The sequence below is a fragment of the Arabiibacter massiliensis genome, assembly GCF_902386925.1.
GTDB lineage: Bacteria > Actinomycetota > Coriobacteriia > Coriobacteriales > Eggerthellaceae > Arabiibacter > Arabiibacter massiliensis.
This window is the reverse complement of sequence record NZ_LR698996.1, coordinates 1,282,555-1,296,121: the sequence shown is the minus strand read 5'-3', so window position 1 is coordinate 1,296,121 and position 13,567 is coordinate 1,282,555. Positions and strand designations below refer to the sequence as shown.

At 68.0% G+C, this 13,567-nt stretch carries 10 protein-coding genes; 7 read left to right on the top strand and 3 right to left on the bottom strand.

Annotated features, from left to right (window positions below; all coding sequences use genetic code 11):
* Positions 1–671: 671 nt before the first annotated feature.
* Both FX134_RS05660 and FX134_RS05655 read right to left on the bottom strand, forming a co-directional pair.
* Positions 672–1,370, bottom strand: a complete 699-nt coding sequence (locus FX134_RS05660) for a response regulator transcription factor (RefSeq protein ID WP_080798871.1) — start codon at positions 1,368–1,370, stop codon at positions 672–674.
* Positions 1,351–3,093, bottom strand: coding sequence for an ATP-binding protein (locus FX134_RS05655; RefSeq protein WP_080798868.1), 1,743 nt, complete (start codon positions 3,091–3,093; stop codon positions 1,351–1,353). Before FX134_RS05655 ends, FX134_RS05660 begins: the two co-directional genes overlap by 20 nt.
* Before the next feature lie 226 nt (positions 3,094–3,319).
* On the opposite strand from FX134_RS05655, the gene FX134_RS05650 reads away from it, so the two are divergent.
* From FX134_RS05650 to FX134_RS05625, 6 genes are all read left to right on the top strand, one after another.
* Positions 3,320–5,686 carry a molybdopterin-containing oxidoreductase family protein gene (locus FX134_RS05650; protein ID WP_080798864.1) on the top strand — a complete coding sequence of 789 codons (2,367 nt, stop codon included), beginning with the start codon at positions 3,320–3,322 and terminating at the stop codon, positions 5,684–5,686.
* A 4-nt stretch (positions 5,687–5,690) separates the two neighbouring features.
* A complete protein-coding gene (locus FX134_RS05645) occupies positions 5,691–6,254 on the top strand; it encodes a 4Fe-4S dicluster domain-containing protein (RefSeq protein ID WP_080798859.1) in 564 nt (187 codons plus the stop codon).
* A 254-nt stretch (positions 6,255–6,508) separates the two neighbouring features.
* Positions 6,509–7,924, top strand: coding sequence for an alanine/glycine:cation symporter family protein (locus FX134_RS05640; RefSeq protein ID WP_080798855.1), 1,416 nt, complete (start codon positions 6,509–6,511; stop codon positions 7,922–7,924).
* Between the two features lie 370 nt (positions 7,925–8,294).
* On the top strand, positions 8,295–9,545 hold the full coding sequence (locus FX134_RS05635) for an aminoacetone oxidase family FAD-binding enzyme (RefSeq protein WP_232050852.1): 1,251 nt from the start codon (positions 8,295–8,297) through the stop codon (positions 9,543–9,545).
* Positions 9,538–11,235 carry an NAD(P)/FAD-dependent oxidoreductase gene (locus tag FX134_RS05630; protein ID WP_080798844.1) on the top strand — a complete coding sequence of 566 codons (1,698 nt, stop codon included), beginning with the start codon at positions 9,538–9,540 and terminating at the stop codon, positions 11,233–11,235. The genes FX134_RS05635 and FX134_RS05630 overlap by 8 nt, the downstream gene beginning before the upstream one ends.
* 30 nt (positions 11,236–11,265) lie before the next feature.
* Positions 11,266–11,511: a hypothetical protein gene (locus FX134_RS05625; protein WP_080798840.1), complete on the top strand. Its 246-nt coding sequence runs from the start codon at positions 11,266–11,268 to the stop codon at positions 11,509–11,511.
* Between the two features lie 4 nt (positions 11,512–11,515).
* On the opposite strand, the gene FX134_RS05620 is transcribed toward FX134_RS05625, so the two are convergent.
* On the bottom strand, positions 11,516–11,914 hold the full coding sequence (locus FX134_RS05620) for an MGMT family protein (protein ID WP_080798837.1): 399 nt from the start codon (positions 11,912–11,914) through the stop codon (positions 11,516–11,518).
* A 368-nt stretch (positions 11,915–12,282) separates the two neighbouring features.
* On the opposite strand from FX134_RS05620, the gene FX134_RS05615 reads away from it, so the two are divergent.
* Positions 12,283–13,566: an efflux RND transporter periplasmic adaptor subunit gene (locus FX134_RS05615; RefSeq protein ID WP_232050851.1), complete on the top strand. Its 1,284-nt coding sequence runs from the start codon at positions 12,283–12,285 to the stop codon at positions 13,564–13,566.
* The last annotated feature ends 1 nt before the right edge of the window (position 13,567 follow it).

Sequence of the window (13,567 nt, the reverse complement as noted above, 5' to 3'; positions counted from 1 at the left end):
ACCGGATTCAGCGATTTCGGGCGCGACGCTACCCGAACGCCGTTGTCGGACGTCACTCTACGGCCGAAGTGGCAGGAATTTACGGCTGTGGCACACGCGGCGGTGAGATAAAATTTCCGACCTGGGGAAACGCCAAGAGAGGAGCGCTCGAAGGGGCGAAAACCCCCTCAACTCGCGCCACAGCCGAAAAAAGTTGACATAAGCTTCCCGATCATCTTTTAAATGCGCGTCTGGATGATGCAGGACGGGGGTAATGTCATCAACCCTCAGAATGCCACCAGGGGTTTTGCAAATAGCATATTCCCGATAGCGCAATTTCCGCCCGAAATCAGGGAATGCCTGCGTTTTGTCCATGATGCGATCTCGGCCAACCTTTAAAAGCCATTCGGGGGTAGTTGCACGCGAATCGGCTCGTTCCAACACAAAAATCCCCCTCGTGAAAGATTTCCGACGATCCGTGCCGCCTCTTGCTTCTCGCACCTGGGGAAACTCTAGGGAAACTTTTCCCTGAGGAGTCAGCGCCCGCCTCTTTCCACCTCTGGCTCTTTCACGTCGGGGATTTTTGTGTCGAGCGACCTAGATTCGCGTGCAGTGCAGGGCAGTTGCCGGCACCGGGCGCCCTTGAGATGACGTTTGATGACATTATCCCCGTCCTGCGTCATTAAGCCCCCTCAGCAGGCTTCGGGGTCGAGGCGGTAGCCGATGCCCCAGACGGTGAGGATGACGCGCGGCTCGGACGGGTCGTCCTCCACCTTCTCGCGGAGCTTCTTGATGAACACGGTGATGCTCGTCGTCTCGCCGACGAACTCCTTGCCCCACGCGGCCTCCACCAGCTGCTCCTTCGAGAGCACGAGGCCCGGGTTCGACGCCAGCGCGTGGAGGATCTTGAACTCCTTGGGCGTGAGGGCCAGCCGCGCGCCGTCCTTCGTGGCCAGGAACTGCCCCGCGTCCAGCGCGAAGCGCCCCACCCGCACCGCGCTTGAAGGCGCCGCCGCAGCCCCCGCCGCCATCGCCGCGCGCCGCAGCTGCGCCTCGATATGCATGAGCAGCTCGCGTGGGTCGAAGGGCTTGGTCAGGTAGTCGTCGCCGCCGGCCTGGAAGCCCACGCCCTTGTCCACGATGTCGCCCTTCGCCGACAGGAAGATCACCGGGCAGGTGAACCCCCGCGCTCGCAGCTCGCGGCAGACGGCGAACCCGTCCATGCGCGGCATCATGACGTCCATGATCACGAGGTCGGGCCGCTCGCGCGCGGCCACGTCGAGCGCCGCTAGGCCGTCCTCGGCGTAGGCGAACTCGTAGCCGGCGTCGCGGATCATGCCCGACACCAAGCGCTCGATGCTGGCCTCGTCGTCAACGAGCAGAATCTTCATCGTAATCCTCCGTATCGACGGGAACGTAGGGGATGCGCACCGTGAACGTGCTCCCCACCTTGCGCTCGGACAGAAGCTCCACCGTGCCGCCGTGCAGCTCGGCCAGCTCCTTCACCACGGCCAGCCCCAGGCCCGTGCCGCGGTAGCGTCGGTTGGGGGACTGGCCCGCCTGCCGGTAGCGCTCGAAGATGCCCTCCTGGTCCTCGGGCGCGATGCCCATACCGTCGTCGGCCACGGACAGCACGACGGCCCCGTGCGGGAAGCGCTCGGCATCGGCGCAGGCGCCCGCGGGCTCGAAGGCGGCGCGCACGGCCACCGAGCCCCCGACGTGCGTGTACTTGATGGCGTTGTCCACGAGATTCTCCACGATGCGGCGCAGCTTCTCCCAATCGGCCATCGAGAGCGGCACGTCGGGGTCGGCCTTGGCCGCGAGCGCCACGCCCTTGTTGCGCGCGACGGGCGCAAGCGAGTTCTTGATGAATCCGATGAGGTCGACGAAATCCACCGGCTCGCGCACCAGCTCGTTCTTGCGCGCCTCGGCCTTCGAGATGGTGAGGATGTTGTTCACCATGTTGAGCAGAAGCGTCGCGTTGGCCTCGATCTCCTCCACGGCGCCGCGCGTCTTGGCGTCGAGCGCGTCCTCCTCGCGCAGGATGCGGGCGAACGCCAGGATGGACGTGAGCGGCGTGCGCAGCTCGTGGCTCATGATGGCGAAGAACTCGTTCTTGTAGGCCGTCTCCTCGCTGAGCGTGTCCAGCGCGCGCTTGAGCTCGGATTTCTGGTAGAGCAGCAGGTCGTTCAGGGCCGAGAGCTTGTCGGTCTGGCTCTGCACCTCGCTTTCCATATCGGTGTAGAGTCGCTCGAGCTGCCGCGCCATCTTGTCGAAATCGCGCGCGAACTCGGTGATCTCGTCGGGGCTGCGCACGCCGTCCAGCGCGAGCCGATGGTCGAAGTCCCCCTCGCCGATGCGCTTCGCGGCGTCGCCGAGCTCCTCGATGGGCCGCAGCACCAGCCGGCTCACCGCCACGTAGATGCCCGCGCACGCCACGATCAGCACGAGCAGCACCATGAACACCTGCTGCAGAACGCTCGTGTGCATGCCGGAGGTGTAGATGTCCATGGGCTCGGTGATGGACATGGCGCCGCCCACGTCCCCCACGCGCATGCCCTCCTTCTCGTAGCCGTACTGGTCCAGCTCGCCGGCGGGCTCGCCATGGCATTCGAGGCACGTCTCGGTCACGCGAAGCGGCTCGACGTAGCGGAACACCCGCCGCCCCTCGTCGTCGAATTCCACGCCGTGGAAGGACTTGAGCGCGGGGTCGGCGGCGAACGCCTCGAACGCGCGCTGCTCGAAGGAGTCGGGGGCGTTGGCCTGCTGGCGCGGGCTCTCGTTCGTGAAGTTGATGATGTAGTCGGTGTTGGCGGTGAACAGCGTGCTCACCGATTTCGCGGCCACGACGCACACGAGATGCTTCGTGCGGAACGTGCCGTCGTCGTTGCGGTTGATGACGTCCTGGTTGATGTCGACGAAGTCCCAGACGGCGCGCATCTCGTCGGCGAGCACCTCGGCCTTCTCGAGCGCCTCGTTCTGCGCTTGCTGCTGCTGCAGGTTCATGTTCCACGCCGCGTCGAGGGCCATGAGCGCGACGATGAGCGCGCCGATGCCGACGGCGAATTTGAACCGGATGCCGAAGCGGCGCTGCCTCGAACCCCCTGTGCCCATGCGACCTCCCCCTGTGCCGTATCCTCCATTATCCGCGATGGCGCGGCCGAGGGGAACAGGCGCGGGCGGGGTAATTCTTTTTTAATACTTTGGGAGGGGATTCTTAATGAAAAGTTCCGGGCGAATCCATTGAAGGGAGCGCGCGAAGTGTGGAGAATATGTGGCGAGGGGTGCGCCGGGGGAGAAGGCGGCGCACGAAGAAACCGTTTGGAGGAGGGAGCTCGCTATGTTGCATGCAGAAACCCCTGCCACGCCGTCGTTGTCGCGCAGGACGTTCGTGGCGGCTGCGGCCGTCACCGGCGCCGCGGCTGCGGCGGGCCTCGCGGGATGCAGCCCGCAGGCCGAGGAGAAGAAGCCCGAGGAGGGCGGCGGCGAGGCCCAGCCGGCCGTCGACCCGTACGAGGGCGCGCAGATCTTCTACTCCACGTGCCCGCCGGAGTGCCAGCACCACAACCTGAAGGCCTACGTGGTTGACGGCAAGATAGCCAAGGTGGAGTCGTCCGAGATCAACGACTGCGCCGCCTGCGCCCGCGGCATCGCTCGCGGCTACATGACCAACGACCCCAACCGCCTCACCGTGCCGCTTCTGCGCGACGGCGACAAGGGCTCGGGGAAGTTCAAGGAGATCACCTGGGACGAGGCTTATCAGCTCATCGAGGAGAAGTTCAAGGCCGCCATCGACTCCGACGGTGTGTCCTCCATCTGCTACGTCACGGGCTCGGGCAACTTCGGCGCCATGCACGGCCCGGTGGCGAGCGCCTTCTTCGCGCACCTCGGCGGCGCGAGCACCACGGTGGGGTCGCTGTGCTGCGCGGGCACCACGGCGGCGCAGGTGCCCATCTACGGGCAGCGCTTCCTGGATACGCGCAACCAGATCGAGAAGAGCGACTACGTCATCATCTGGGGCAACAACCCCGCCATCTCCAAGCAGGGCTACTTCCAGCGCTTCGAGAAGGTGGTGGCGAACGGCGGCAAGGTGGTCGTCATCGACCCCGTGTTCTCCGAGTCGGCCTCGAAGGCCTCCGAATGGGTGGCGCCCTGGCCCGGCACCGACGCGGCCATGGCCCTGGCCATGATCAAGGTGGTCGTGGACGAGGAGCTCTTCGACCGCGAGTACGCGCTCGCGCACACCTGCGCGCCGTGCCTCGTGGACAAGGCCACCGGCGAGCCCGTGCTGGAAAGCGCCGATGATCCCGCGTCCTTCGTGGTGTTCGACGCCAAGAGCGGCGAGATCGTGCGCCACGATACGGCCGGCATCGAGCCCGCGCTCACGCTGGAGGGCACGTCCGCGGCCGATGGCTACAACACGGAGTTCGAGCTCATCTACGCCGAGGCGGCGAAGTGGGACGCGGCGGCGGCCGAGGCCGAGTGCGGCGTGCCCGCGGCCGACATCGAGCGTCTGGCCCGCGAGTACGCCCAGGCCGGCAAGGCCATGATCATCCAGAACATGGGCGGCTTCATGCGCACCGAGAACGGCACCTACGCCGTGGCCACGCAGCTGTACCTGGCCGCGCTCTGCGGGCATGTGGGCCACGAGGGCGACGGCGTGAGCGACGCCGGCGGCATGAACGAGGTCAAGACCGGCGCTCCCATCCCGGCTCCCAAGGTGGATCCGGCGCCGCCTGCCATCCCGCGCTTCAAGTTCGGCGAGGCCGTGCTGGCCGAGGATCCGCTCAAGGTGAACGTGCTCTGGTCGATGACCGGCAGCCCCATGACCCAGTGGCCCAACACCAACATGGTGAAGGCCGCGCTCGAGAAGATCCCCTTCGTGGTCACGGTGGACCAGTACCTCACCTCCACCGGCCTCTACTCCGACCTCGTGCTGCCCTGCACCGGCGTGTTCGAGACCGAGGGCGTGCTGGCCAACCACCGCAGCCACTACATCCAGCTGTGCGAGAAGGCCGTGGACGGCCCCGGCGAGTCCAAGAGCGACTTCGAGATCTTCGCCGAGCTGGCCGGGCGCTTCGGCTTCGGCGACGCCTTCGGCAAGCCCATGGACGAGATGATCAAGAACGTGCTCGAGCCCACGGGCGTCACCTACGACGAGCTCGTGGAGAAGAAGGCCGTCGACGTGGTGGGCTACGACTACATCCCCTACAAGGACGGCGTGTTCCTGACGAAGTCCAAGAAGGCCGAGTTCTGGGTGGCCGCCTGGAAGAAGGAGGGCTTCAACCCCATCGCCACCTACGCCCGCGCCGAGGAGGACGCGCGCAACGGCGACGAGCTGGCGGCGAAGTACCCGCTGTTCAGCGTCCAGCGCAAGACGTACCGCGGCGTGCACTCCACGTTCAACCAGCTGGAGTGGATGGACGAGGTGTGCGACCAGGCGCCGGTGGTGCTGCTGAACGCGGCCGACGCCGAGGCGCGCGGCATCAAGGGCGGCGACGCGGTGGTGGTGTTCAACGACCGCGGCGAGCATCGCGGCGTGGCCGAGGTGGGCGAGCGCATCAAGGCCGGCGTGGTGGGACTGCAGAACGGCTGGTGGGAGCAGCAGGGCGGCGCGTCGAGCTACGTCACCAACGACAAGTGGAAGACGCTCGGCGGCACCCACTGCTGCAACCAGACGCTCGTCGAAGTGAAGAAGGAGGCGTAGAACCATGGCGCTCGGATTCTGGATGAACAACAAGGACTGCTACGGGTGCAAGACGTGCTCCATCGCCTGCAAGAGCGAGAAGCAGCTGGGCAAAGGCGTGCTTTTGCGCCGCGTGACCGACATCACGCAGGACAAGCCTTTGGCGGTGTCGTTCCTGTCGATGTCGTGCAACCACTGCGACGATCCCGTCTGCCTGAAGAACTGCCCCGTGCAGGCGTACACCAAGCTGGACAACGGCATCGTCCAGCAGAACCACGACCTGTGCATCGGCTGCAAGACCTGCGTCGAGGCGTGTCCGTACGGCGCTCCGTGCTACGACGAGGAGGAGAGCAAGACGTACAAGTGCGACATGTGCGTCGACCGGCAGGCGCGCGGCGAGCTGCCCGCCTGCGTGGCGGCGTGCCCCGGCATGAACCTGGCCGTGGACGAGATGGACGCGCTCAAGGGGGCGCATCCGGCCGACATCGTCTCGGACGAGGCGTCCGGCACGAAGCCCAACTTCGTGATCACCGTCGACCCGCTGCTCGCCGAGGAGCCCGACGACCTGGCCGCGGAAGACCGCAAGTAGGTTGAACGGACGGCCCCGCGCCAGCCCGCGGGGCCGTCCCTCTGTCACGCCCCCTTTGTCCCGTTCAGCGGCCGTTCGCTGGGAATTTCGCGATTGTTGACGGGCGGCGCGGTTTCGCCTCGGTATAATCCGAATGCTTTAGCGTGCGAAAGCGCCCATGCCGAAACATCTTCGCGAGCGTCCGAACCTGCTTCGGCATCGACCCTTTCCTGCGCGTGCGCATCCGAACGATATGAGGAGAGAGGGGTCGGGGCATGGACATCGTCCAGATCATCGGCGACATCGACGCGTTCGTATGGGGTCCTCCCATGATCGTGCTGCTTCTGGGGTCGCATCTGTACCTGACGTTCCGCACCAGGTTCATCCAGCGCAAGCTTCCTACGGCCATCAAGCTATCGGTGACGAAGGACCCGGACGCGCCCGGCGACATCAGCCAGTTCGGCGCGCTCACCACGGCGCTGTCGGCCACCATCGGCACCGGCAACATCGTGGGCGTGGGCACGGCGGTGCTCGCCGGCGGCCCGGGCGCCATCCTGTGGATGTGGCTCACCGGCGTGTTCGGCATGGCCACGAAGTACGCCGAGACGTTCGCCGCCGTGAAGTACCGCGTGCGCGACCACAACGGCAATATGCTCGGCGGCGCGATGTACGCATGGCGCCGCGCGTTCGAGCGCGACGGCAAGGCCCCGTGGTGGGCCATGCTCGGCGCAGGGGCGTTCGCCCTGTTCGCGTCCATCGCTGCGTTCGGCATCGGCTCGGCGGTGCAGTCGAGCGCCATGACCGGCATCATCACCTCGAACGCCCCCGGCGTGCCCGAATGGAGCATCGGCCTGGCCATCGTCATCATGGTGTCGCTCGTCATCTTCGGCGGCATCAAGATCATCTCGAAGGTGTGCGAGAAGCTCGTGCCGTTCATGGCCATCGCCTACGCGTGGGGCTGCATCGTTATCATTGGTCTGAACTGGGAATACGTGTGGCCTGCCATCTGCCTCATCTTCGAGAGCGCCTTCACGGCGAAGGCGGCGTTCGGCGGCGCCGTTGGCAGCGGCCTCATGCTGGCGCTGCAGTTCGGCTGCGCGCGCGGCCTGTTCTCCAACGAGTCGGGCCTGGGCTCGGCGCCCATCGTGGCCTCCGCCGCGTCCACGCGCAACCCGGCGCGCCAGGCGCTCGTGTCCATGACCGGCACGTTCTGGGACACGGTGGTCATCTGCGCGCTCACCGGCATCGTGCTCGTGTCCACGATGATCGCGAACCCCGGCATCCTGGAAGGCGGCACCATCTCCGAGGGCGCCGACCTCACGAGCGCGGCGTTCGCGTCGATTCCCTACGTTGGCACGCCCATCCTGGTCATCGGCATGATACTGTTCGCCTACACCACCATCCTGGGATGGTCGTACTACGGCAATCGCGCCGTCACCTACCTGCTGGGCAAGCGCGCCATCCGACCCTACCAGGTGCTCTACGTGCTGGTGGCGTTCCTCGGCGCCATCGGCGTGGGCGACTTGGTGTGGACGATCTCCGACATCACGAACGCGCTCATGGCGGTGCCGAACATCATCGTGGTGCTGCTGCTGTCGGGCCTGATCGCCCGCGAGACGAAGCACTACGTGTGGGAGAAGAACCTCGAGGAGACGGACGACACGCCCATCCCCGTGCTCGAGAACAAGTAGCGCATCCCGCGAAACCCGTTTGCGACCTCCGGATCCCCTTCGAGATGCCGGGGGTCGCCCTTTTTCCGCCGAGGACGCCCCTATCTTGCAAAGTCCTCGAGTTTTGCGCCCTCGCGTTGCCGAAAAGTACCGAAAACTGCAATGTTGTCGAGTTATGCACCTCCTCCAGAATGCTCGCGCGAGAAAAGTTGCACTGGGGAAACATCTGACCTGGGGTTTCCCTGCAAGGCCTTCGTCGATGCGAGCGAATGCGGCCAAAAGTCCCAACGGAGAGGTGCATAACTCGAGGACATTGCAAAACCATCTCATTCGGGCCGAGCTAGCCGGTGCGAGGATGCTCGGCCGCCGTGCTTGCGGTATCATGGCGGACATGGAGAAACTGGCTATCATAGGAGGCGGCGCGGCGGGGCTCGCGGCCGCCATCGCGGCGGGGCGCGCGCTGCGCGAGGGCGGGAAGGCGGCCGAGGTCGTCGTGTACGAGCGCGACGAGCGCGTGGGACGCTCCATCCTGGCCACGGGCAACGGGCGTTGCAACTTCTCGAACGCGCAGGTGGATGCGGGGTTCTACCGCAACGGGACGTTCGTTGGCGCGTCGCTGCTGGAGCTTGCGGCGCAGCAGGGGAGCGGGGACGATCCGGTACACGCCTTCTTCGGCGACCTGGGCCTCGCGTGGCGCGAGGAGTCGGAGGGACGCCTCTACCCCTTGGCGAACAAGGCAACCAGCGTGCTCGACGTGCTGCGCGCCGCCGCGGCCGTCGCGGGCGTGCGCGAGGCGTGCGGCAGGCAGGCCGTGCGCGTCGACGTGCCGACCGAGGCCGGCGGGCGCTTCCATATCCGCTTCGTGGACGGCGCGGTGGAGCACGCCGACGCCGTGATAGTCGCAGTCGGCGGCCGGGCGCTCGCGGGGATCGAGCTGCCGGGCGCGCTCCCCGCCAGTGCGCCCGCGCCCGTGCTGGGCCCTTTGCGCACCGATCCGCGCGTGACGAGGCAGCTCAACAACATACGCGTGCGCTGCGCCGTTTCGCTCTCTGCCCCCGACGGTGTGGAGAGGGCGCGTGAGCAGGGCGAGCTCCTGTTCCGCGACTACGGCGTGTCGGGTATCGCCGTGTTCAACCTGTCGCGGTTCGCCCGTCCCGGCGACATGCTGCTCGTCGACCTGCTTCCCTCGGTGGAGGTAGATGAGGTAGAGAGCTTCCTGTATTCGCGGCGCAAGCGGCTTGCGGCAGATGGGCGCGCGCTCGACGGGGACGCCTTCCTACGCGGCCTCGTGCTGCCCGCGGTCGGGCGCGCCGTGCTGCGGGAGGCCGGCATCCCGCCCGAGGCTCCTTTCGGAAAAGGCGAGGTTCCCGCGCTCGCCCGCGCGCTCAAAGGGCTTGCGCTCGAAGTGCGCGGCATCGGCGACGAGCGCCAGTGCCAGGTATGGCGCGGCGGCCTCGACGTGGGCGCGTTCGAGCCGCGCGCGTGCGAGGCGCACGAGGTACCCGGGCTGTTCGCGGCGGGCGAGGCGCTCGACGTGGACGCGCCGTGCGGCGGCTACAACCTGCACTGGGCGTGGGCGAGCGGCATCCTGGCCGGTCGCGCGGCTGTCGCGCGCCTGGCGGACGGAGGCGCGCATGCTTGAGGTGGCGAACGTGCGCCTGCCACTCGATGCGGGGCTTCCGGGAGCTGCGGCTGAAGCGCTCGTACGTGCGGCTGCCGCGGACGCGCTCGGCGTGGACGAGAGCGCAATCCGCTCCGTGTGCGTGCTCAAGCGCAGCGTGGACGCGCGCAAGAAGCGCGACGTGCACTTCGTGGCGACGCTTGGCGCAAAGCTGGCGGAGGCGGCCGCCGAGGAGCGGGTGCTCGCCGCAGCGGTCGAGAACCCGCAGGTCAAGCGCCACACCCCCTACGAGCCGCTGGTCGTACCCGCGCTCGGCGCGGCGCTCGCGGCCTCCGGCGAGCCGCGGCCCGTCGTGGTGGGCTCGGGGCCGGCGGGGCTCTTCTGCGCGCTCTACCTGGCGCGCGCGGGGCTTTCGCCGCTCGTGCTGGAACGCGGCGGCGACGTGGACGAGCGCCTGGCCGCCGTGGCCGCCTTCGACGCGGGCGGGCCGCTCGACGCGCAGACGAACATCCAGTTCGGCGAGGGCGGTGCCGGCACGTTCTCGGACGGCAAGCTGACCACCAACATCAAGAGCCCCAACGCGCGCCACGTGCTGCGCCTGTTCGCGGACGCCGGCGCGCCCGAAGAGGTGCTCTGGCAGGCGAAGCCCCACATCGGCACCGACCTTCTGGTGGACGTGGTGCGCACGATGCGTCGCCAGATCGAGGCGGCGGGCGGCGAGGTGCGCTTCCACGCCCAGCTTGTCGGGATGCGCTTCGAAGGCGGCGCGCTGGCGGCCGTCTCGGTGCGCGACGGGCGCACGGGCGCGGTGGAGGAGCTTCCGGCGCGGCGCGTCGTGCTGGCCTGCGGGCATTCGGCGCGCGACACGTTCCAGCTCGTGCGCGACGCGGGCGTTTCCATGGAGCGCAAGCCGTTTTCCGTGGGCGTGCGCATCGAGCACCCGCAGGCGCTCGTGAACCGCGCGCAGTACGGCGAAGCGGCCGACCACCCGGCGCTCGGCGCGGCCGATTACAAGCTGGCTGTGCATCTGCCAAGCGGCCGGAGCGCCTACACGTTCTGCATGTGCCCCGGCGGCCAGGTGGTGTGCGCGGCCAGCGAGCCCGAGGGCGTGGTGGTGAACGGCATGAGCCGCCATGCGCGCGACGGCGAGAACGCGAACAGCGCGCTTCTGGTGGGCGTGGGTCCCGAGGACTTCCCGGGCAAAGACGTGCTCGCGGGCGTCGAGCTGCAGCGGGCCATGGAGCGTGCGGCCTACGCGGCGGCCCACGCTGCCGGCGGCGCGCCGTACGCCGCGCCCGCGCAGACGGTGGGGGACTTCCTCGCCGGGCGCGCGGGACACGCGAGTGCAACGGTGCATCCTACGTACGCGCGCGGCGTTGTCTGGTGCGATTTGCGCGCGTGCCTGCCCGGCTATGTGGCCGACGCCCTGGCCGAGGCGCTGCCCCTGCTCGACCGCCGGCTGCACGGCTTCGCAGACGCGGGCGCCGTCATGACCGGCGTGGAGGCGCGCAGCTCGAGCCCCGTGCGCATCGTGCGCGGCGAGGGCCTGCAGGCGCGCCTCGAGGGCACGCCCGACGACGCCCCCGAAAGCGGCCTCTACCCCTGCGGCGAGGGCGCGGGCTACGCCGGCGGCATCATGAGCGCCGCCTGCGACGGCCTCCGCGTCGCCCAGGCCGTCGCCGCATCCTACGCCTCTGACCTGGGATGCTAGAGCAACGACTGTCTTGATGAGGGGGTATCCATGAATGTAAAAGAAGCCGCGATGATCGCCGCGAAATACGCGATCGAGATGGAGACGCTTCTGAGGCCCGACGAGACAGCGCTTTACATGACGAAGTCGGGGTTCGCCATAGAGGGTCTTGGAGCGCTGGCGAATATCGTGGAGAGAAGGCCGCTGCAAGACGCTCGCACGTACAAGACCATTGTCATTTCAGATGAGAGTGGCGAAGTCGTGAGTTACGAATCAACTATCATCGCATTTCCCTAACCCTCTATTCCCCCAGCTCGGCTTGCCAGTCGAAGTCGGGCGGGGGACCGGTGGGGGCGTCCGGGTCGCAGGCGGCGTCCATACGGCCGTCCCATTGGCACGCTGCCATGTCCACGCGGCCCTCGTCGTCGAACGCAACGCCCTCGGCCTCCAGCATCACACGCTGCTCGTCGGGCCCGCCGAATGCGAACGACTTGCACAGGCCCCCGTCCTTGAACACCACGCGGTGGCAGGGGATGCAGCCGGGATCGGTGCCGGGCTCGGGGTTCGCCCGCAGCGCGTAGCCCACGTAGCGGGCCGACCTCGGCGCCCCGATAAGCCTTCCCACCTGGCCGTACGTCGCCACTTTGCCGCGCGGCACCTGACGCACCACCTGAAACACCCGCCTGGAGAAATCCCCCATCGACCACAGCTCCCTTCGCAACCAAGTTTTCCGGCACCAGTATACGGCAAGATACGGCAAGCGGATCGAGCCGTCGGAGCGCAACCCGGAGCGCATCCGGACGCGCGCGCCTCCGTCCGCGTCGATTGCGGCTTCCCTTTTCAGGGCGTTCACCGTATGATTGAGGTACGGCCGCTCCATGGGAGCCGCCCCCGCAACGTTCGCACGGGAGGTTTGAGATGGGTCCGACAAACAATCGCCGTCAGGGAAAACCGGGCGGCATCGAGCCTCCGAATGTCCCGCCGCGCGCGTTCGGGCAGGTCGAGGGCGCAACGCAGGCGCTTCCTCCCTGGGAGGGCGGCCTTGTAGATCCCGATGCCCTCGCCGACATGCGCGCGTTCAACGACCTGCGCGCCAAGCGCAAGAAGCAGCGTCGCCGCAAGATCATCGCGGGCGTCGCATCGGCTGCGGCCGTGATCGCCATCGCGGGCGGCGCGTGGGCCTGGTTCGCGGCCGATCAGGCGGCCAAGGCCCTGCAGGACAGCGCCCCGCAGACCGCCGTCGTGGAGCAGGGTCCCTACGTCGAGACCGTGTCGGCGTCCGGCAGCCTCCGGCCCGTCGCGTCGGTGAGCGCCACGCCCGAGGTGGACGGCATCGTGGGCGAGGTGCTCGTGTCCGAGGGCGACGCGGTCGAGGCCGGGCAGACGCTGTTCACCGTGGTCAACGACGAGTTGGACAAGGCGGTGAAGCAGGCGGCCCAGGGCATCGCGGAGGCCGAGAACGGCGTGGCCCAGGCGCAGAACGCCGTGAACGACGCCTACCGCGCGAAGTCCTCCGGCCAACAGGCCGCCGCGAGCGTCCAAGCGGCTGCGGAGGAGGCGGCCGGCATGCCGGACGGCGGCTCGTCGTTCGACGCGGCCAGCGCCGACTCGGCCATCCGCCAGGCCGAGCTGGCGCTCGGCAACGCGAACCTGGCCCTCCAGAACGCGCAGGCCGCCTACGACGAGGCGGTGGCCCGCGCCGACAAGCGCACGGTAACGGCCTCCATCGCGGGCAGCGTGATCGCCGTCAGCATCGAGCCGGGCAAGGCGCTCGGCGCGACGGCCACCGGCGCGGCCTCTCCCGTGCAGATCGCCGACTTGTCGCAGATGACGGTGTCCGTCGGCGTCAACGAGATCGACATCCTCAAGATCACGGCCGATCAGACTGCCGAGGTCACGTTCACCGCGGCCCCCGACCTCGTGCTGCCGGCCACGGTGACGAGCATCGCCACCACGTCCGACGGAGCGGCCGAGAACATGGGCGGCATGGGCGGCGCGGTAACCTATACGGTCAAGCTGCTCATTGCCGAGCCGGACCCGCGCCTCAAGCCCGGCATGACCGCCAAGGCCACCATCGTGACCCGCACTATCGAGAACGCCCTTATGGTGCCCATCTCGGCCGTTCAGGACGACGGCGCGGGCGGCAGCTACGTGCTGGCGGTCGTCGATCCCGGAACGATGGAGGTCGAGCGGCGCGAGGTGGAGGTGGTCGCCTCCGACGGCCTCATCACCGTGGTCGAGGGCGGCCTCGAGCCCGGCGACGAGGTGACGGTCGGCTCCATGGAGGGCGTCGGCGCGACGGACGGCGGCCCCGCCATGGGCATGGCCGCCCTCGACGTGAGCGCGGGCTAAC

Coding starts and splice junctions, on each gene's coding strand:
- FX134_RS05625 (WP_080798840.1), top strand. CDS start 11,266: ATGAATGTAAAAGAAGCCGCGATGATCGCCGCGAAATACGCGATCGAG.
- FX134_RS05630 (WP_080798844.1), top strand. CDS start 9,538: ATGCTTGAGGTGGCGAACGTGCGCCTGCCACTCGATGCGGGGCTTCCG.
- FX134_RS05660 (WP_080798871.1), bottom strand. CDS start 1,370: ATGAAGATTCTGCTCGTTGACGACGAGGCCAGCATCGAGCGCTTGGTG.
- FX134_RS05615 (WP_232050851.1), top strand. CDS start 12,283: ATGCGCGCGTTCAACGACCTGCGCGCCAAGCGCAAGAAGCAGCGTCGC.
- FX134_RS05640 (WP_080798855.1), top strand. CDS start 6,509: ATGGACATCGTCCAGATCATCGGCGACATCGACGCGTTCGTATGGGGT.
- FX134_RS05655 (WP_080798868.1), bottom strand. CDS start 3,093: ATGGGCACAGGGGGTTCGAGGCAGCGCCGCTTCGGCATCCGGTTCAAA.
- FX134_RS05620 (WP_080798837.1), bottom strand. CDS start 11,914: ATGGGGGATTTCTCCAGGCGGGTGTTTCAGGTGGTGCGTCAGGTGCCG.
- FX134_RS05645 (WP_080798859.1), top strand. CDS start 5,691: ATGGCGCTCGGATTCTGGATGAACAACAAGGACTGCTACGGGTGCAAG.
- FX134_RS05635 (WP_232050852.1), top strand. CDS start 8,295: ATGGAGAAACTGGCTATCATAGGAGGCGGCGCGGCGGGGCTCGCGGCC.
- FX134_RS05650 (WP_080798864.1), top strand. CDS start 3,320: ATGTTGCATGCAGAAACCCCTGCCACGCCGTCGTTGTCGCGCAGGACG.